General features: G+C 43.0%; 16 protein-coding genes. 4 read left to right on the top strand and 12 right to left on the bottom strand.

The annotated features are described in order from the left end of the window. Nucleotides 1-142 precede the first annotated feature (142 nt). Nucleotides 143-634, top strand: coding sequence for a hypothetical protein (locus SB49_RS14455; protein ID WP_062059277.1), 492 nt, complete (start codon nt 143-145; stop codon nt 632-634). On the opposite strand, the gene SB49_RS14450 is transcribed toward SB49_RS14455, so the two are convergent. From SB49_RS14450 to SB49_RS14435, 4 genes are read right to left on the bottom strand one after another with little or no spacing between them, the layout of a single operon-like run. Beyond that, entirely contained in the window at nt 631-984 is a 354-nt protein-coding gene (locus SB49_RS14450; protein ID WP_062057974.1) for a hypothetical protein, read from the bottom strand. The genes SB49_RS14455 and SB49_RS14450 overlap by 4 nt on opposite strands. A gap of 31 nt (nt 985-1,015) precedes the next feature. Next, nucleotides 1,016-2,293 (bottom strand): metal-dependent hydrolase family protein, encoded by a 1,278-nt coding sequence (locus SB49_RS14445; protein ID WP_062057971.1) that lies wholly within the window; start codon nt 2,291-2,293, stop codon nt 1,016-1,018. Nucleotides 2,294-2,302: 9 nt separating this feature from the next. Next, nucleotides 2,303-3,322 carry a UDP-glucose 4-epimerase GalE gene (galE, locus tag SB49_RS14440; RefSeq protein ID WP_062057968.1) on the bottom strand — a complete coding sequence of 340 codons (1,020 nt, stop codon included), beginning with the start codon at nt 3,320-3,322 and terminating at the stop codon, nt 2,303-2,305. A gap of 5 nt (nt 3,323-3,327) precedes the next feature. After that, nucleotides 3,328-4,482 carry a DegT/DnrJ/EryC1/StrS family aminotransferase gene (locus tag SB49_RS14435; RefSeq protein WP_062057965.1) on the bottom strand — a complete coding sequence of 385 codons (1,155 nt, stop codon included), beginning with the start codon at nt 4,480-4,482 and terminating at the stop codon, nt 3,328-3,330. Nucleotides 4,483-4,575: 93 nt separating this feature from the next. Here SB49_RS14435 and SB49_RS14430 point away from each other — a divergent pair, with 93 nt between their 5' ends. Next, nucleotides 4,576-5,811, top strand: a complete 1,236-nt coding sequence (locus SB49_RS14430) for a 3-deoxy-D-manno-octulosonic acid transferase (RefSeq protein WP_062057963.1) — start codon at nt 4,576-4,578, stop codon at nt 5,809-5,811. Between the two features lie 118 nt (nt 5,812-5,929). After that, nucleotides 5,930-7,282: a sugar porter family MFS transporter gene (locus tag SB49_RS14425; protein WP_062057960.1), complete on the top strand. Its 1,353-nt coding sequence runs from the start codon at nt 5,930-5,932 to the stop codon at nt 7,280-7,282. A 407-nt stretch (nt 7,283-7,689) separates the two neighbouring features. On the opposite strand, the gene SB49_RS14420 is transcribed toward SB49_RS14425, so the two are convergent. From SB49_RS14420 to SB49_RS14405, 4 genes are all read right to left on the bottom strand, one after another. After that, complete coding sequence (locus tag SB49_RS14420) at nt 7,690-8,085, bottom strand: response regulator (protein WP_062057957.1); 396 nt, start codon at nt 8,083-8,085, stop codon at nt 7,690-7,692. After that, a complete protein-coding gene (locus tag SB49_RS14415) occupies nt 8,075-10,375 on the bottom strand; it encodes a PAS domain-containing protein (protein ID WP_062057954.1) in 2,301 nt (766 codons plus the stop codon). Before SB49_RS14415 ends, SB49_RS14420 begins: the two co-directional genes overlap by 11 nt. 450 nt (nt 10,376-10,825) lie before the next feature. After that, nucleotides 10,826-12,130 (bottom strand): NAD(P)/FAD-dependent oxidoreductase, encoded by a 1,305-nt coding sequence (locus SB49_RS14410; protein WP_062057951.1) that lies wholly within the window; start codon nt 12,128-12,130, stop codon nt 10,826-10,828. 160 nt (nt 12,131-12,290) lie between these two features. Further along, complete coding sequence (locus SB49_RS14405) at nt 12,291-12,497, bottom strand: YgaP family membrane protein (protein ID WP_062057949.1); 207 nt, start codon at nt 12,495-12,497, stop codon at nt 12,291-12,293. 499 nt (nt 12,498-12,996) lie between these two features. Here SB49_RS14405 and SB49_RS14400 point away from each other — a divergent pair, with 499 nt between their 5' ends. Further along, entirely contained in the window at nt 12,997-13,758 is a 762-nt protein-coding gene (locus SB49_RS14400; RefSeq protein ID WP_062057947.1) for a hypothetical protein, read from the top strand. Between the two features lie 191 nt (nt 13,759-13,949). Here SB49_RS14400 and SB49_RS14395 read toward each other — a convergent pair whose 3' ends face one another. The 4 genes from SB49_RS14395 to SB49_RS14375 form a co-directional block, all read right to left on the bottom strand. Then, nucleotides 13,950-14,528 carry a hypothetical protein gene (locus tag SB49_RS14395; protein ID WP_062057944.1) on the bottom strand — a complete coding sequence of 193 codons (579 nt, stop codon included), beginning with the start codon at nt 14,526-14,528 and terminating at the stop codon, nt 13,950-13,952. Between the two features lie 398 nt (nt 14,529-14,926). Beyond that, on the bottom strand, nt 14,927-16,285 hold the full coding sequence (locus SB49_RS14385) for an NAD-dependent succinate-semialdehyde dehydrogenase (protein WP_062057938.1): 1,359 nt from the start codon (nt 16,283-16,285) through the stop codon (nt 14,927-14,929). Nucleotides 16,286-16,351: 66 nt separating this feature from the next. Next, nucleotides 16,352-17,440: a C45 family autoproteolytic acyltransferase/hydolase gene (locus SB49_RS14380; RefSeq protein WP_082591169.1), complete on the bottom strand. Its 1,089-nt coding sequence runs from the start codon at nt 17,438-17,440 to the stop codon at nt 16,352-16,354. Nucleotides 17,441-17,557: 117 nt separating this feature from the next. Continuing rightward, nucleotides 17,558-19,093: a biotin carboxylase gene (locus SB49_RS14375; protein ID WP_082591125.1), complete on the bottom strand. Its 1,536-nt coding sequence runs from the start codon at nt 19,091-19,093 to the stop codon at nt 17,558-17,560. Nucleotides 19,094-19,102 lie beyond the last annotated feature (9 nt).

Genomic DNA, 19,102 nt, shown 5'->3' with positions numbered 1-19,102 from the left:
GAACGGTTGTCTCTGTCTTTTGAACAAAATTTAATCAAAAATACAACAATTAACATTTCCAAGCTTACCTTAGGGCTGAATATTGTAAAAATTAACGAATATTATGAAAAGGAAGCATTACCTCTCAAAAAAAACTGTTTTGATGTTTTTTTTCACACTAAGCAGTATTATCACTACCGCTCAGGGATATGTGAATTCAGGGGATTTTTGGAACAATGTGCACTATGGGGGAGGCATTGGTCTCGGTTTTGGCAGGGACTCTTTTAACGCCGCTCTTTCGCCTAGTGCCATTTACCAGGCCAACGAACAGATCGCCTTCGGATTAGGACTTAATTTTAATTATTCCAAGTTCCAGGAATCCAAATTAATGGCCTATGGCGGCAGTCTTCTGACACTTTTCAACCCTGTACGGCCCATACAATTGTCGGCAGAACTGGAACAGTTGCGGGTGAACAGGGATTATGGGTTTGAAGGCGCCAATATAGAGGACAACTATTGGTCTCCGGCTTTGTTTATAGGGGTGGGCTACAGCAACCGCAATGTGACCTTTGGGATCAGATACGACCTGCTTTACGATGATGAAAAGAGTATTTATGCAGACCCTTTTATGCCTTTTGTGAGAGTCTATTTTTAATTGTATTTCGCCTTGAACCAGACTTTTTGCCATTCCCTTTTTAGGATAAGGAAAGTGACCTCATCGGCAACTTCAACCACATCTACCGCCGTGATGGCCTTTACCGTATTTTCGGGCACGTCAATGATATAAAGCAGATTGAGGTAGTCCGCGAACCTCTCCATGATGAGCACGTAGATTTTTTCGTGGATGACCTTCTTTAGATCTTCAGGGGCAATACCCTCCTCAAGCTCTATGAATATATTGGCCAAGCCGAAGTCTTTGATCAATTGGGCCACCAATTTGCCATATAGGTTTTCTGCCTCTGCCGTCTCCAGCAATTTTGTGCTATTGGGAAAATTTACTACCATATGCTATCTACGGATAATCCCAAGTTTTGGTTTACTCGTTTTTATAAACGGCGCCATTTTTCATCACAAAGGTCACTTTTTCCAAGGTAGCCACATTATCCACAGGATTCTCATTTACGGCCACGATGTCTGCCAAATATCCTGCTTTTAACTGTCCAAGACTGTCGCCCATCCCCAATAGATCGGCATTGGTGACGGTAGCCGAGGCCAAGGCCTCCATAACCGGCATTCCTCCTTCTACCATATACCCAAACTCCCTGGCATTAAGACCATGGGTAAACACTCCGGCATCTGTACCAAATGCGATCGGCACTCCTTTTTTATAGGCCCTCTTGAACATGTCCGCCACCAATGGTCCCACTTCTCTTGCCTTTTGGGCCACCACTTCTGGAAAATAACCCGGGATTGCGGCTTTCTCCACTACCTGTTTCCCAGCTATGATGGTCGGCACCAGATAACTGTTGTATTTTACCATCATGTCCATGGTGGCATCACTCATAAAGGTCCCGTGTTCAATGGTTTTTACCCCTCCCAAGATGGCTCTCTGCATCCCTTCGTCTCCATGGGCATGGGCTGCGGTAAGCATCCCATAATCTTTGGCCGTTTCTGTAATGGCCTTTATTTCCTCCACGGTAAACTGTGGGTTACTGCCGCTTTTGGCCACACTAAGTACGCCGCCAGTCGCCGTAATCTTTATAACATCGGCACCATCTTTATAGCGCTGTCTTACGGCTTTCTTACCGTCTTCAGGAGAATTTACAACCCCTTCTTTTGGTCCTGGATCTCCCATAAGGTCACTTTTCATGCCGTTGGTAGGATCTGCATGCCCCCCTGTTGTGGCAATAGATTTACCTGCCGTGAATATTCGTGGTCCATCCACCAAGCCTTTATTGATAGCATTTCGCAGGGCTATGTTTACTCCACTGCCCCCTAAATCCCTAACGGTAGTAAAACCTGCCATTAAGGTATTCTTGGCATATACGGTTGATTCAAAGGCAATATCGGCCTCATTTTGCACATACCTATTAATATATGTTTTGGGGTTGGACTCGCTTTCTATATGCACATGCATATCGATCAGTCCGGGAAGGACCGTTTTATTTTTTAGGTCGATACTCTTGTCATTTTCCCATCCCGACACATAGCCGTTTTTAATTTCCTTGATCTTATCTCCGGAAACTATGATGGTTTTTTCGGTAAGGACCTTGCCCGATTTCACATCCACCACTTTACCACAGTGCAAATAAGTGTCTTGGGCGGCGACCAAAAAAGGCAAAAATGCCAAAACGGATAAGAGTATCTTTTTCATGATGTAGTGCTATTTATTTCTAACTTTCAATTCCCAATCCCATGCAGATTTCATGGCTTCATCCAATGTAGATGCTGCTTTCCACCCAAGAATGTTATTGGCTTTGGTGGTATCCGCATAGGCCGAAGTAATATCGCCGGCCCTACGGTCCACAATTTTGTAGTTCAATTTTTTCCCGGATACTTTCTCAAAACTTTTGATGACCTCCAAAACGGTACTACCTGTTCCTGTCCCCACATTAAAGACCTCATAGTTCTCCTTGTTTTTTCCTTCTAGCAGTCTTTCCAATGCCACCACGTGCGCCTTTGCAAGATCCACTACATGGATATAGTCCCTAATACAGGTACCATCAGAGGTTGGGTAATCATCCCCAAAGACCGATAGTTGCTCTCGCAATCCCACCCCGGTCTGGGTGATAAAAGGCACCAAATTTTGTGGCACTCCAATAGGCAATTCCCCAATGGCAGCAGAAGGATGGGCACCCATTGGATTAAAATATCGCAACGAAATGGCATTAAGAGCAGGCGTCACTTTACAGATATCCCTGATAATCTCCTCTCCTATTTGTTTGGTATTCCCATAAGGGGATTCTGCTGGTTTTACCGGCGCGTCTTCTGTAATGGGCATGGTGTCTGCTTGGCCATAAACCGTACAGGAAGAGCTAAAAATAAATCCTGCCTTTTCCTTTTGGGTCAGCTCTTGAAGGACATAGACCAAGGTATTGATATTGTTCTCGTAATAGAGCAAAGGCTTGTCCACACTTTCACCTACCGCTTTTGAGGCCGCGAAATGGATTACCCCCTGGATATCCTGGTGTCTTTTAAAAAAGTCGGTCACTTTTCCTTTTTCCCTAAGATCCATTTTTTCAAAAACGGGCTCTTTTCCGGTAATGGAAGTTATGCGCCCCAATACCTCTTGGGACGAATTGGAAAGGTCGTCAATGATGACGACCTCAAAACCTTTATTTTGCAATTCTACCACTGTATGCGAACCTATAAATCCAAGTCCACCCGTAACGAGTATCTTCATTTTACTTAAGCGTTTATGAACTTAATAATTGTCTGTGCAATAAAATTGATCTGCTCCTCATCGAGCTCGGTATGCATGGGTAGGGAAATGACCTCCTTCACCAATTGGTTGGTCACAGGAAAATCAGCCTCCTTGTACCGCTCATCCAAATACGCCTTTTGACGGTGCAACGGAATGGGATAATAGACCCCACATGGAATCCCTTTTTCACTTAAATGCTGCACCAGGGCATCCCTTTGTCCGTTCATTATCCGCAAGGTATATTGATGGAAGACATGGCAGTCACAGGTATCGCAAATGCCCTCACAACCATTAACAGTTTTTGGAACTCTAATATTTTTTTGCCCTTGAAAAGCTTTGGAATAGCTCCTGGCGGCATTGCGTCTTTTATTATTGTAGGCATCCAGTTTTGGCAACTTTGCTCTGAGCACCGCCGCTTGAATGGAATCCAATCTGGAATTGACCCCTACCACATCGTGGTGGTAACGCTCATACATCCCGTGGTTCACGATTCCCCTTAGCGTATGCGCCAGATCGTCGTCGTTGGTGAAAATGGCCCCGCCATCACCATAACAGCCTAAATTCTTGGAAGGGAAAAACGAGGTTGCCGCAACATGTCCGATAGTTCCAGCCATCACTTTGGTGCCATCTGCCGAGGTATGGGTGGCCCCAATGGCTTGGGCATTATCTTCAATAACAAATAAGTTGTGTTTTTTGGCTATTGCCATGATCACATCCATATTGGCACACTGACCAAAAAGATGTACCGGGACAATGGCTTTTGTTTTGGGGGTGATTGCCTTTTCCAAAGCTACCGGATCTATATTGAAGGTGTCTGGATCAACATCCACCAAAACAGGGGTAAGTTTTAAAAGGGCAATAACCTCTACCGTGGCGGCGAAGGTAAAATCTGCAGTGATCACTTCATCCCCTTGTTCCAACCCCAAGCCCATCATGGCAATCTGTAGGGCGTCCGTACCATTGGCACAGGGAATAACATGCTTTACACCCAAATAAGTCTCAAGCTCCTTTTGAAAGGCATGAACCTCTGGTCCGTTTATAAAAGCTGTGGTTTCTAGAATTTGGGATATGGATGAATTGATCTGTTCTTTAATCGACTGGTATTGCCCGTTAAGGTCTACCATTTGTATTTTCTTCATCTTCAATATTTATATAACAATAATACAAAAATAAGGAACTGAAGCCAAGGTATTGTTGTAAAGAAACGTAATTTAGCGCGAAACGATTACCGAGTGTTATTTCTATATAATTTAGCAGTACTAGTAGCATCCTCCGTCCTAAAACTGGTCGCCAATTTTAGTCCCAAACTAAAATTGTTTGTAGATGGCAGAAAAAATGTCTTTTCCCAACTACAACAAGAAATTTCCGAACAAGACAAGGTTATCTGGGTACATACGGCCTCCCTGGGAGAGTTTGAACAAGGCCTGCCCATCATTGAAAAGCTAAAAGTTACCTATCCCAACCATAAGATCCTTGTGACCTTTTTCTCGCCATCGGGCTATGAGGTCAAAAAAAATACAACCGTTGCCGATCTGGTCCTCTACCTGCCTTTGGACACGAAAAAAAATGCAAGGAAATTTATAGCCTTGGCCCGGCCAAGGCTAGCCATCTTTGTGAAGTATGAAATCTGGCCCAACTATTTACAGGAACTCAAGCAGCAGCAGGTTCCCACCCTATTAATTTCTGCCATTTTCCTAAAGAGACAGATTTTCTTTAAGGGTTACGGTGGTTTTATGAGAAAGGGGCTGCATACCTTCTCCCATATTTTTGTGCAGGACAAAAATTCCCAGGACCTGCTCCGCTCTATCGATATCAACAACAGCACTGTAGCCGGGGACACCAGATTGGATAGGGTGTCTGAAATTCTGGAGCGGGACAATACCCTGGATTTTATGGCTACCTTCAAACAGGGCGACCTATGTATGGTGGCCGGTAGCACCTGGCCTGAGGACGAGGCCATTCTCTTGGAGGCCATGAATAAGATCGACCAGGGCATAAAATTCGCGATAGCGCCCCATAATATCAAAGAGGCCCATATTCAAAAATTGAAAGGGGCCATCACCAAAAAAACAGTGCTGTTCTCTGAATTGGACAAAACCGATATCGCAGATGCCGAGGTGCTGATCATTGATACGGTCGGACTCCTTACCAAAATATACAGCTATGCCGATATCGCCTATGTGGGCGGCGGGTTCGCTACCGGCCTCCACAATACTCTGGAGCCTGCCGTTTTTGGGATCCCGGTAATCATCGGGCCAGAATTCAAAGGCTTTAAAGAGGCGGAGGACCTGGTCCATCTAAAGGGGGTACTCCCCGTTTCCGATAAGGTGGAATTGCAGAAAACTTTGGATGCACTGTTACAAAATCCTGATTTTAGAAAAGAAACGGGAACACGCAACGCCAACTACATTGCCCAAAACAAGGGCGCCAGTAGTAAAATTCTACACCATATAAAAAAGCTGTTATAAGAGGTCAGTTGCTATTTTGAAACGTGCTTTTAAATGACTGGGGCACATTCCAAAAGGCGGACTTTTTTTTATATCCCGATTGTTTTTTTAGTATGTTTACATACTTTGACCAACCACCATGAACAAACGTATCTTAAGAATTTCCCTTACCGCAGCCTTAGCGGGATTTCTATTTGGCTTTGACACCGTTGTTATTAGCGGCGCCAATTTGCCCATCAAAGAACTATGGCAGACCTCCCCTTGGTTTCATGGTACGTTTATCATGTCCATGGCCCTATGGGGTACCGTTTTGGGATCGCTTTTTGGGGGTATTCCCTGTGATAGGCTAGGCAGAAAGAAAACCTTATTTTGGATCGGGGTCTTATACACTATTTCCGCCCTGGGATCTGCTGTGGCCAGTGATCCCTATATATTTTCCTTCTTTAGGCTTATAGGTGGTTTGGGAGTAGGCGCTTCATCTGTTGCAGCGCCCATTTATATCTCGGAAATTTCTACGGCTCAGAATCGCGGAAAACTAGGCGCTTTATACCAATTTAATATCGTTTTTGGTATTTTCATTGCTTTTATTTCCAATTACCTTTTAAAGGGATTTGATGGTGCCAATGATTGGCGCTGGATGCTGGGGGTAGAGGCCATCCCAGCAGTGATCTATTGCATCATGGTCCTACAAGTGCCCAATAGTCCCAGATGGCTTGTCCTTAACAGAAAGGACGAAGCGGGCGCACTCAAAATGCTTACCTATATCTCTGATAAGGCACAGGCTTTGATAAAACTTGAAGAAATAAAAAACTCCATAGGCGTAAAAACCGCCAAAGCCGGACTCTTCGAAGGGAAATACAAAAAGCCTTTGGTACTGGCCTTTCTGATTGCTTTTTTCAATCAGTTGTCGGGCATCAATTTTGTACTGTATTATGCCCCTGAAATATTGGAAAGGGCAGGATTGGGAGGAAAAGAATCCCTTTTCAATTCCATTTCCATAGGAATCATCAACCTCATCTTTACCCTTATCGGTATTCAATTGATCGATAGATTGGGGAGAAAACAATTGATGAAAATAGGCTCTTTGGGCTATATTATTAGTTTATCCATGGTAGGCTGGTGTTTTTATACAGGGGCGAGCTCTACCCTGCTTTTAATTTTCATCTGTGCTTTTATCGCTTCCCATGCCATTGGCCAGGGAGCGGTGATCTGGGTGTTTATTTCCGAGATTTTTCCCAATAAGGTACGTGCCTATGGGCAGTCTTGGGGAACAGGAGTACATTGGGTTTTTGCAGCGGTCATTACCTTGATCACCCCTATATTTTTGGACAGTACGGATGGCGTATTCAAGGACAATCCTTGGCCTATTTTTATATTCTTTGCCTTTATGATGGTCCTACAATTGTTCTTCGTGATTTTTATGATGCCTGAGACAAAGGGGATTTCCTTAGAGGCTTTGGAGAAGCAATTTACCAAGGACAGTAGCGCATAGCGAAGGCATCAGCAGTGACCTTAAAAAACATAGGGCTCTGTGGGATATATGGTATATTCACCGTATTTTGACGATATTTTCTATGATTCGATTGAAGATTCACAATTAATTATGTAATTTTAAAGCAAAGGTTCATCAAATGGAAATGGAAAACGAATTGACCATCGGCATAAAAATCCTGAACGGATTTCTCAGGATCATGGTTGCGGTATTAATAGTGATATTGATAGCCGTTATTATTTGCTTAATTTTGGCCGCCTTTGGTTTCTTTTAAACCACTAGGCTGTTTCCCTCGGCTTTAACGAAGTACTGCGTAACCTAATTTACTTTTTATTTTGCACCGTATCTGATCAATAACGGGTCAATTTGTATACTACATTTTTTTCTTTTCTTCGGGATACTAAAAATTAATCCTGTTCTAAATATTCTAAGAGAATAGGAATAGCACCTACCTTTTCTGCAGTCAAAGGTTTTTGTTCAAACCTGATGATGTTGTCATACTTTTTCGCCTTTTCCATGTCTAGAATATCCACGGAGGAGGTCAAGATAATGACAGTCATGTCATGGTTCAACCCTTTCTCGTACACAACATCCAAAAATTCCCATCCGTCCATAATAGGCATGTTGATATCCAACAAGACCAGATGGGGCGACCCCTCTTTCCCGTTTCCTTCAAAATATTCCAGGGCATCGGAACCATTCTCGAATTGAACAACTGCTTGGTTCGCATACTTTTTAAGAATCCGACGATGCACATATTGTATGATCGGATCATCATCCACAAGAACAATCTTATTGGCCATTGGTCAGTTGTTTGGTTTTCAATTCATTAGTTATTTGTGCAATCTCTCTGGTGATCTGATCTATTTCATTGGAAGATTTACGGATCTCCTCTAATACAAATCTATTTTCCCCCTGGGTATTTTCCTCCGGATCCAACAATAAATTGGTGAGGCCCATCATTCGTACCAGGGGTGCTCTGAGCACATGGCTCTGCATCCAGGCAATCTTGTTGAATTTGGAGTTTTGGGATTCAATGGTCTTGATGTGCTTGGTCAGTTCAGAAATATCAAAGGCCACAACCTGTCTACAGGTACGGCCCCTAAAATTAATCGGATTGCTGTAGATACGTACATCAAATTCTTCCCCATTGCTCTTACTGTGCCTAAAGACCCCTTCATAAATTCTTTCGGAATCTGAGCGCACATTCTCAATCTCCACCATCAACGGGTCTATCTCAGATTTGGGCCTAATATCGGCCAGGGTAAGGTTCATAAACTCCCTCAGACTATATCCATAACAGTCTATGGCCGCGGAATTCACATCTAAAAATTGAAGGGTTTCCAAATCATAGACCCATGATGGTTGGGGCGAAAGATGAAAGAGGTCGTTGTATTTTTTTTCAGATTCTTTCAACTGCTCCAAGTACCTGTTGGCCTCGGAAACATCCCTCATGGTACCCACCATACGGAACGGGCCCCCATTATCATTTCTAAGGATACTAGCCTTTTCGTGAATATCTATATAGGTGCCATCACCCTTTAGGAAACGGTACTTCACCTCAAAATAATTCTGATCCGGATTTTTGAGCAAATCCTTTAATTCGTTTAGCACTCTATGCACATCATCGGGGTGCAAATGATTGATCCTGGTCTGGAGCGTGACTTTCTTCTCTGGCAGTTCATGGCCAAATTGCTTTACATAGCCAGAACCCCAGTACACATCCTCATTGATGATGTCCCAATCATAAATTACTTCCTTGGTAAGATCTATAATACGCTGAAAACGTTCATTGGCAATTTTTGCCTTGAGTAGGTAGTTATTTTTTTCCGTTATATCACAAAGAGCGCCGATCATACGAACAGCCTTCCCATGGGCATCCCTTATGATAAAGGCCTTATCGTTCACAATTACATATTCTCCGTTCGCTTTCCTAAACCGGTATTCCTCCTCCCAGTTTTCATTATCACCTATTAGAGATGCTTCAAAACTATGTTCTACCCGCACCCTATCTTCCGGATGGATATTTTCTGCCCAAAGGGTCAGCCCCGCCATTGCATATTCTTCCGGTTGATGCCCATAATTTTCAAAAAAATTATCGTTCCATTGCAGGGTCTCGTTCACCAGGTCCAAATCCCAAATAGCATCTGAAGTAGCCTTGGACAGGTAGGTAAGGCGCTGTAATGCCTCTTCCAGATGTATATTGTCCAATTGCAATTGAGTGATGTCCTCAACTATGCCCACCATTTGCAAGGGAACCCCGTTGTTATCGTGTTTTATGGCATTGCCAGATTCCGAAAACCATTTCCAAGCCCCGTCTTTATGCTTTATTCTGTAGGTCACCTTGTAATTGACATTTGTACCGGCCAAATAACGCTTCCATTTCTCCCGTAACATATCCAAATCTGTTGGGTGAATCATGGACTCCCATTTCTCCAAGGTCAAGGGGTTTATTTCTTCCTCATCATATCCGAGGATGGCCGCCCATTTGTCATCGATATATAAAGTATCTTCCTTTACATTGCATTTCCAAAGGCTTAGTTTAGAGTTCTCAACAATATTTTTTCTGTGCTCTCTCTCTAGTTTAAGTTCCTTTTGGGCCAATCTCAATTCCTCTAGGGCACGGCCTTCCTCCAGTTCTTTGGACACTAGTGAGAGTATTGTACGAATTGCTTTTTCCTGATCGGGATTCAACTCAAAGGCAGCATCATAGATGAAACTCAACACCCCTAAAGAATTACCTTCCACGGATGACAAGGGCCAACCCATGTAGCCTGCAATGATAAAATTCCCTTGGCTCCATTTTCCAGGTTCAAACCCGTCTACCTTCTGCACTTGGGATGTGATTGTTCTGTTTTTTGAGGAGTTCAGGCTATGGGCCAGAAAAGGCTCCAGAAGGGCTTTATCTTCAGATGAAAGGCTTTTTCCTGAAGCAGTATAGCTCTCCTTTTTATCCCCAGTTCCTGAGAGGACCACGGCAGAAGCCCTTCCAATATATTTGGCGAGTTCCAAAAGGGGGAGAATTTCAACTACCTTCTTATTGTCCACGTGTGGAAATGGTTTCTTTGGGTTAAAAGATACGTCCTTGTTCATATTCACTTTTCATCTAACAATTTGCACATAAAACGACTGCATCTTTTGTCGTATCGCATTTTTTCTTGCCACAATGACCAAGAAAAGGACATTTTAAAAAAATCAAATTTAAAACATATAAGTAAGAAAAATAGTATGGAATTTACAAGATTTGTAAGGCAAAATTAGAGTTTATTTCCGAAAAGATGTACACAAAATGGAGGATTATGGGCATAAAATAAAAGATCGCCCTATACAAATTCCATCAAGTAAGGATTCATAAAATCTAACCATGTACAATTGGCATAGCATTTCCCTTTCTGGTATACTTCGCCCTATATTAATAGTCCAGTATCATCCCAATAGGTAAGGTACCAAAGACAAAAAGTGATGTTTTTTAAAAATTTGCGACAAAAAAAAAGATGAAACTTGTTAGGTTTCATCTTCTTACAATAAATGGGGGAAATTTAATTATACATTTTTGCCCTTCATCATTTTATTCCAATAGAGATATGGCAACCCATATTTCTTTAGCAGCCACAATCTCCAATGCTCTTTGGTACTATCAAAAACCAGCATTTGCTTCAGTTTGGGATCTGGGGTGAATTTGTTGTCATAATCAAACTCTGCCAATACCATTTTACCGTAATCGGTAACGAGCGGACAGGAAGAATACCCATTATAGGCTTTTGTCCCGATTTTGTTTTCTTTGATCAACAGGTCTATATTTTCTACCACAACTGGGGCTTGTTTTCTTACAGCCGCCCCCGTTTTTGCAGTGGGCAGGGAGGACACATCGCCCAAACTAAAAATATTTGGATATTTGGTATGCTGCATGGTTTGTTTGTCCACATCTACCCATCCTACCTCGTTCACCAAGGAAGATTCACTAACAAACGTTGGAGCTACCGATGGCGGTGCCGTATGCAACATATCATAATGAATACCATATCGGTTTCCTTCAATAGTCACTTTTACATCTTTATAATTATACTGAAAAGTTTCATCCAATGGTTTAGCATCATCCCCTGACTTTACAACACAGGTTCCAGGGGCAATATCTTTGCCCAGTTCATACCAGGCAATCTGCTTTTCGGCATCTACCTCCACGAGTTTGTGATAAAACCTAAGATTGATATCCTTCCTATCAACCACCTTCATTAACGTATCGGCTATTCTTTTGATGCCAAATATTTTTGTTCCTGAGGTTGCAAATACCACCTCCATATTTTTTCGAACGCCCGTTTTTCTAAAATAGCTTTCAGCTAAATACATGATTTTCTGAGGTGCGCCACCACATTTTATGGGCGTGGTTGGCTGAGTGAACAAAGCCGTCCCTCCCTTAAAGTTTTTGATGACATCCCATGCATGTCTGGAATCGGTATAGGTACTGCAGACCACCCCTTTATCCATGGCCTCCCCCAATCCCGGTACCAAACTAAAATCATAGGCCAATCCGGGAGCAACCACCAAATAATCATAGGTAATATCCCCTTTGGTCTCAGTATGGACACGGTTGTTTTCCGGATCAAAACCAGTGGCCTTATCCTTTATCCAGGTAGCGCCCTTAGGTATGATGGATCCCATGGGTTTGGCTGTTTTAGCAAAGTCATAAGTACCGGCTGCCACCAAGGTCCAAGCCGGCTGATAATAATGTGTATCAGATGGCTCGATAATAGCAATATCCTTTACTTTTTTCTGTCTTATAAGTTGTGAAGCAACCATAATGCCGGCCGTACCCCCTCCAATAATCAGTACTTGATGATGTGATCCCATAATAGGTCTTTTGTTTAGTTGTACCTAAAGGTAGACCCTATATTTTACCGGTACAGTAACAATAGTTACACTGGGTGGCATCAACGGATGTAACATGCAGCACACAACAAAGGGTATTGACCATGCCTTAGTCAATACCCTTTTTCAAACAAATTTATCTCTACTCTTTTATCTTACAGGTATTGAGACCCACAATACTGTAAAGCGGACAAAAGCTAACGAAACTGGTCAATACAAATATCCCCGCCAGTGTCAGGAGCACATAGGCCAGTGTGCCATCTATAATTTTCTGCCAATACAAGACCCCGATCACAGCGGCAATAATAAATCGAATCATGCGGTCTGTGCCGCCCATATTTTTTTTCATATCCTATAATTTAGTTGATTACATATTTTAGAAGTATCACAAAGGCGGTGATCAACCCCACACAAATAAGGCAAACCACCAATAACTTCAATACCTTCTTCGGTTCCATGATCAAAAATATATAGGTTCACCAGAAAATTTCCTGACCATTGTCATGAATTGCCCAATTAGTCATAGCTCTTGGCTTTGGCCACGCAGAGGATATTTTGATTATACCCGATCAAATTTTGAGGTTTCCCTTTTATATGGCCCTACCCACTTGCCATTTATAGGGCAACACTATTCTCGAGATGGCCAACCTGTAAGGTTCATCCTTTGCTAAATTGTGGTTTTTTAGATTCCTCCAAAATCCTGCTGACGCCACGGTTCCATACTAGATGACCTCCTTTACCGTTATACTTTCTTACGCAATTGATGTAGTTCATCGAAAAAAAGTAGGGTAAAACCAAACTCAGTTGTTTTACCATTATATAAACCCAAATATTTAAAATTTACTACTATGAAACAATTCAATCAATGGCTCGGCCTTGCACTGCTGAGTATTTTCACCTTAATCTCCTGTTCCAAGGAAGAATCAGGTTCGGATTCGGGGAAACTGGCGCTGAGCGCAAAAAGCACCACTACAGCCACATCTTCTTCCAAACAGGGGACCACCTCCAAGAGTGTGGCAGAAGGTATTGAGATCACCGACTTCGTCATCAACCTTGTGGAATTTGAACTGGAGATCGATGTGGAAGAGATGGAAATGGAAGATGATATAAACGATGACTGGGATGACGACGGTTACTTCGATTTCGAAGATGAGATAGAACTGGAAGGTCCCTTTACCCTAGACCTAATGGCGGGACAGATCAGCTTTCTAAATGTTACCGTCCCCAATGGCCGTTATGAGGAATTGGAGTTCAAGATCAATAAAAACAAGGATGTGAACAGTGAGATTTTTGACAAATCCGTACTGATCAAGGGCACCGTAAACGATGTTCCCTTTGTCTTCTGGCATGATTTTATGGATGAAATAGAGATCGATTTTGAGGATCCTACGGTAGATTTTTTAATTTCCAATAACACAGAGAGCTTGGTGATCGATTTTAACCTCTCCCTTTTGTTCAATTCCGTTAACGGGATAGACCTGAGTGGAGCAATGGACGGCAACAACGATGGCATTATAGAGATATCGCCCCGTGATGAAGATGGCAACAACGATCTGGCACAGGCCATACGCAACAAAATGAAGGACATCATCGACTTGCTGGACGATTAATCCAATAGGATAAAAGGCATACTAAAAACCTGGCTCAACTGCCGGGTTTTTTTATGGCAGCGCATACCGAACCACCTAACCCCTTGGTAGCACAAAAAAAGCCTTCCAGAAACGGAAGGCTTTTTGTATTGTACTGGTGCAGATGAACACATCTTACACCCTATGCCGCCAAAATGAGCGACTTCCCTTATCTAAATTTTTATGCGTTTGTGCTCCATACTTTGCACCAACTGGCTCATAAACCACTTGAAGCTTTTGAACATTTCCTTTGTTTTCATCAAAAACTGTGGCAAGGCATAAGGTTCAAAATCAAACCTTAGGATTACCTCCTTGGCTTCGTCTCCGTGTATCTGTAGTCCGCCTTCGATCTCAAAATCGAGGCTTTCAAAACTGGATACATTTTTTGAACTGCGGTCGCTGTACACAAAACTGTTTCCTGCTTTTTTCAGATAGAACCTAAAAGAAGTGTACTCCCCAGGGTTCAGCTCCAGTGCGCTTTTGGACCTCAAAAAATGCCCTGTATGCAACCCTTTGATAGTCAAATTGGCCAAGGATGGAAAATCCTCAATAAAATGTTCCTTGCCAGCTTTATCTGTAGCAGATAATTTGGTGATATTAAGGGTCATTTCAGAAACACCTTGCTCAGTGACCATTGTATTTTTAAGTACTAAATCCTTGATTCTCTTTCCTTCGGCATTCCATTGGTCTACCATATCAAATGAATAGGGGATCGTTTGATATATACTTGGATTAAATTTTTCTTTTGTCATGATTGTATAGTTTTAAAAATTATACACTGCAAAGATGCGTCAGAATAACCTTCCAAAACTCCGCTCCCTTTTCCGCTTTCTATGCTGTATTACCTTTTTAAGATAATTTTAAGGATACATTATGTTAATATATCACAATGCCAGATGGTTAGGGGTGACATTCATAGCGAAAAGAAAGGTTTGGATCATAGGAAAACAATGGACAATCCTACCAATAGGACCCGAATGTTACGGATTGCTTCACTGCGTTCGCAATGACGTAGCAGAAAACAATAGGCAGAAAAACTATTATTGCGGGCGGAAGGCAATGGAGCGCGCCAATCTTACAAAAGGAATACGAAAGTGGCAGATTGCTTTGGCCAAAGGGCCTCACAATGACGGCCAAGCGCGTCTATCTTTTAATGCTTTACATATACCGTTTTTCTGTTGACAAACTCCATCATCCCATCTTTTGACAGTTCACGGCCATATCCTGAGTTTTTGGTTCCCCCAAACGGCAATCTGGGATCGGACTTCACCAGTTCGTTTATAAAATAGGCGCCATCGCTAACTTTATGGGCATGCTCTAAGGCCATTTCCGTGTTTTTGGTACAAACCGTTACCCCTAGCCCGTATTTCGAATTTTCAGAAAGTTCAAAGGCATGGTCAATATCCCTGGCCCTGATCATAGCGGCCAAGGGCCCGAAGGTTTCTTGGTCAAAGGCGGCCATTCCCGGTACTACCTCTCCCAAAATAGTGGGTTCGTGGTAACATCCGTTCTGATTGCCCCCTAATAAAAGTTTGGCTCCCTGTGATACCGATTCTTTTACCTGGGTATTCAATTGGTCAGCGAGATCCAGTCGCGCCAGCGGCCCTATGGTGGTATTGTCCTCCATCGGATCCCCAGATTTCAATTGTTTTACCGCCTCGGTGAATTTCTGGACGAATTCATCATAAATACCATCCATTAAAATAAAGCGTTTGGCCGCAATACAGCTTTGTCCACAATTCATCATCCTGGCCGTTACCGCAATCTTTACGCTCTGGTCAATGTCCGCATCGTCCCATACGATAAAAGCATTGTTGCCCCCGAGTTCCAGCACCGTTTTCTTTATGTAGCGCCCCGCCAGTTCCGCCACGGCCGAGCCTGCCCTTTCACTCCCTGTTAGGGTAACTGCTTTTACGGCATCGTGTACAATGATCTTCTCGGTTTGGTCGTGGTGCACAATCAGGTTCTGAAACACATATTCTGGATACCCTGCCCTTGTGAAAACATCCTCTATCTGTTGGGCACATCCAAAGACATTCGGGGCGTGTTTTAACAAGCCTGTATTGCCCGCGGTCAAGGTGGGCGCCGCATACCTGAACACCTGCCAAAATGGAAAGTTCCAGGGCATAATGGCCAGAACAGCCCCAATGGAGTCATGACGTACAAAACTTTTCTCGGCATCGGTACCTATGGTTTCATCAGCGAGAAAGGCAGTGGCATTATCGGCGTAATAATCGCACACCCATGCGCACTTGTTGACTTCCCCTTTGGCTTCCGAAAGGGGTTTCCCCATTTCCAAGCTGATCATCTTGGCATATTCCTCCACATTATCCCGCAAAACCGCTCCCGCTTTTTTCAGTAGCCTGCAGCGCTCGGCAAGGGGCACCTGTTTCCAGGCCTTATGGGCGATCTTGCTTTTATGGAGTTTTTCCTCCAGTTCCTGTTCTGTAATTGATGTGTATGTTCCTACTTCCTGCCCATTGTAAGGGTTGATGCTCTTAAATTCCATATGTAATTAATTATAGGGTTCTAACCCTATTATTGATGATAGTTCTGTATCTATAAATCTGATTTTTCAATTCAGGTAAAATCTTTCTAAAGTGCTACAGGTCAAAGATTCTTGGGGCGTAACTCTTGAGGTTTCCGATGGAGTATTCATCAAAGTGTCACTTTGCTCCAGTTCTTTGGCGGATTCCCCAAATTGAACCAGTTTGTGTGACTCCGTAAAATTATCGAACGACTGGAACATGCTCTCATTTGGCCAACGCAATTGCATAGTTCCTGCCACGGGTTGATAAACACTGGTAAACAGGGTTTCAAAACCTTCACTGAAAAGTGTATTATAAAGGGGCTTTCTCAAGAATGCATCGGCCAAAGTTTTTGCATCCAAACCTTTTTGGGCCAACAGATCGCTTAAAAACTCCGAACGCTCCATGCTTTTGTTGAAAGTTGCGTTTTCTGGCCAATCAACATGTATCTGGTGATTGGTGGTAAAAGCAGCCTCAGTCACCAAAGGTGTACGATCCGGGGACAGCAGCACTGTCTTAAATACCCCACTACGGTCCACTACGGTTACGTTGTAGGCCATGTGTGAGGGTATACGGGTCAATGCCGCTACTGCTTCTTCCGTAGTATCACAAAATTCGAGGACGTAACGCAAGATAAAGGGTATCCCAAAACCTTCCCCTACTACCTTTCGACCGCCGAAGGTAAGTGAAATGGCCAAGCCACTCTCGTTCATCCCATCAACTGCCCCGATGAGACAATCACTGGTCGCCATCACCTTTTTTCCATTCCAGGAGCTCAGTAAAAGGGTACCTTCAAATAGGTCCGGATGATAATCATAGTTCCGCACCAATTGTACCTCCTTTTCAACCAACACAGCCTGTGAACATGCCGAGATATACGCTGGGGGCTGAAATCCTGTAAGAAATTGGGCCGCCACCGCATCGGCATTCACCAGGTTACATAGCTTTTCGTATGTCGGCAACATTTCCGGCATATATTTTCTCAAAGCAGCCTGTGAAGTTGCCAAATCTGGAACTGAAACTGCACCCTTGGTAGTCAACCAGGAATTATAGCCTGGCCAATAGGAATCAAATAATTTTTTGAATTTAGCACCAGGCTCCCCTAGTTCGGAAATAGCATTAAATCGTAATTGCATATACGCCATTATATTAATTCTCAGATACAAGGAAATAGGTCTTTACAAAATTACCAAAAGCCACAAAGACTTCGGATTTATTATAGACCCATTCCCTTATAAATTTAATGCTGAACGTTATTTGGTTAAACTTCCGGTGAGTGCAACAGGTTCTCTCTTATCTTCTGTGATTTGAGAAACATATTTCCCTCTAATGGCATTTATCCATGCTTTAGATCGTGCATTCAGTTTAAAATCATCGGTCATCATGCGGCCTCTTGACACTAAGATACCCATATCTGCCCCTTCGTACAAATAATCCCCCTCCTTTGCAATGTGAAGGAAAAACGCCTCGTTTTCTGACTCTACGGCCCTTCTATGGGTGTCCATCCTGTCATATTGGATATGGCCATTATCGAACATTTTCCAAATACCCGATTTTGGGGCCTCGGAAACATATTCAATGGTATCCTCTGTATGTTTAATGATCAACTGGCTCCAACCATCAATATTCTCTTGTCTCGCCCATCTTTGGTTCAACTGTTTTACATTCAATTCATACTCCACATTCATCCATTCCAGGATATGGAATACAAAAAGCGGGGCATCTGCCAAGGCAAATACCGCGTGGTTGGTAATAGAACTCGCCCCTGTTACCCTAGGGTTCAATTCGCCTAGATAAATTTCCCCGTTATCTTGATCAATAAGGAAATCCAGTTCAAAATAGCCTTTATATCCTTCTTTTCTCAACTGGTCACCAAAAAGGTTGGTATACTTAGTTGCCTTTTTACGAATTTCCGGCGTAAAGGCATTCGGGTATATTTCATTGCCGCACCATCCGCCCTTGTAAGGGGTCATCTCCTTAAACCCTACAAGTTCTGTCATTAGCGGGGCTACGATGGTACCGTGTTGGGTCACACAGGCTTCAATGGCAGACCCCCTGCAATTGATGCGCTTCATTACTTTTACTTCCTTTTCCTTGACAATCTCCTCTTCATATTTCTTGAATTCCTCCTCATTGGAGATAAAAAACGTGGTATGTCCGGAATCGCCATAAGGGGTTTGTATCACCAGATCAGTACCTAGGGCCTTGGATATTTTGTTCAGGTGGGCATAATCCAAAACTGGGGAAAGCACATAGGGTACACAGGGAACGCCTGCCTTTTCGGCAATACGGTTTGTATTTACCTTGTTGTCCATGAAGTTCCGCATCTTGGCGCTAGGGAACATAATTTCCAGTCCCAGTTTTTTGGCGAGCTTCTCTGTCTGTTCATCAAACATAAGAAACATGGCCTTTCCTGCCGACTTTCCTTTCTTCCTAGTGGTCAAATAATCCTGGACCTCTGGGTGTTGCAAGAGGTAATTATTGATGTCCTCAATACTCGTGAACTCGTCATGCGGAATTTCTTCCTTAGGGGAAAAAACATTGGGGTGCTGCCCATCAAAACATTCTATATGACAGATAAACTTAAAACCCTTGATCCATTCATCGGCACCAAGCATATTAAAATTGGTGGCACTGATAAAATAAAGTGGGGTCTCGTTTTTGTGAAAAAATCGTCTGATATCGCTTACACCGTTAAGAACTGGTTTTGCAGCTGCTTTTTTTGCTGGCGTCGTTTTAGAAACAATGGGTTTGGCGATCTTATTTGCTGTTGTTTTTTTAGTTGTCATTTAAAATAT

Origin of the sequence: Sediminicola sp. YIK13, from assembly GCF_001430825.1 — a bacterium.
Classification (GTDB): Bacteria; Bacteroidota; Bacteroidia; order Flavobacteriales; family Flavobacteriaceae; genus Sediminicola.
Note: the sequence above shows the minus strand (reverse complement) of the source record. Positions and strands in the feature narration are given on the sequence as shown.

Coding starts and splice junctions, on each gene's coding strand:
- SB49_RS14455 (WP_062059277.1), top strand. CDS start 143: ATGTTTTTTTTCACACTAAGCAGTATTATCACTACCGCTCAGGGATAT.
- SB49_RS14450 (WP_062057974.1), bottom strand. CDS start 984: ATGGTAGTAAATTTTCCCAATAGCACAAAATTGCTGGAGACGGCAGAG.
- SB49_RS14445 (WP_062057971.1), bottom strand. CDS start 2,293: ATGAAAAAGATACTCTTATCCGTTTTGGCATTTTTGCCTTTTTTGGTC.
- galE (WP_062057968.1), bottom strand. CDS start 3,322: ATGAAGATACTCGTTACGGGTGGACTTGGATTTATAGGTTCGCATACA.
- SB49_RS14435 (WP_062057965.1), bottom strand. CDS start 4,482: ATGAAGAAAATACAAATGGTAGACCTTAACGGGCAATACCAGTCGATT.
- SB49_RS14425 (WP_062057960.1), top strand. CDS start 5,930: ATGAACAAACGTATCTTAAGAATTTCCCTTACCGCAGCCTTAGCGGGA.
- SB49_RS14420 (WP_062057957.1), bottom strand. CDS start 8,085: ATGGCCAATAAGATTGTTCTTGTGGATGATGATCCGATCATACAATAT.
- SB49_RS14415 (WP_062057954.1), bottom strand. CDS start 10,375: ATGAACAAGGACGTATCTTTTAACCCAAAGAAACCATTTCCACACGTG.
- SB49_RS14410 (WP_062057951.1), bottom strand. CDS start 12,130: ATGGGATCACATCATCAAGTACTGATTATTGGAGGGGGTACGGCCGGC.
- SB49_RS14405 (WP_062057949.1), bottom strand. CDS start 12,497: ATGAAAAAAAATATGGGCGGCACAGACCGCATGATTCGATTTATTATT.
- SB49_RS14400 (WP_062057947.1), top strand. CDS start 12,997: ATGAAACAATTCAATCAATGGCTCGGCCTTGCACTGCTGAGTATTTTC.
- SB49_RS14395 (WP_062057944.1), bottom strand. CDS start 14,528: ATGACAAAAGAAAAATTTAATCCAAGTATATATCAAACGATCCCCTAT.
- SB49_RS14385 (WP_062057938.1), bottom strand. CDS start 16,285: ATGGAATTTAAGAGCATCAACCCTTACAATGGGCAGGAAGTAGGAACA.
- SB49_RS14380 (WP_082591169.1), bottom strand. CDS start 17,440: ATGCAATTACGATTTAATGCTATTTCCGAACTAGGGGAGCCTGGTGCT.
- SB49_RS14375 (WP_082591125.1), bottom strand. CDS start 19,093: ATGACAACTAAAAAAACAACAGCAAATAAGATCGCCAAACCCATTGTT.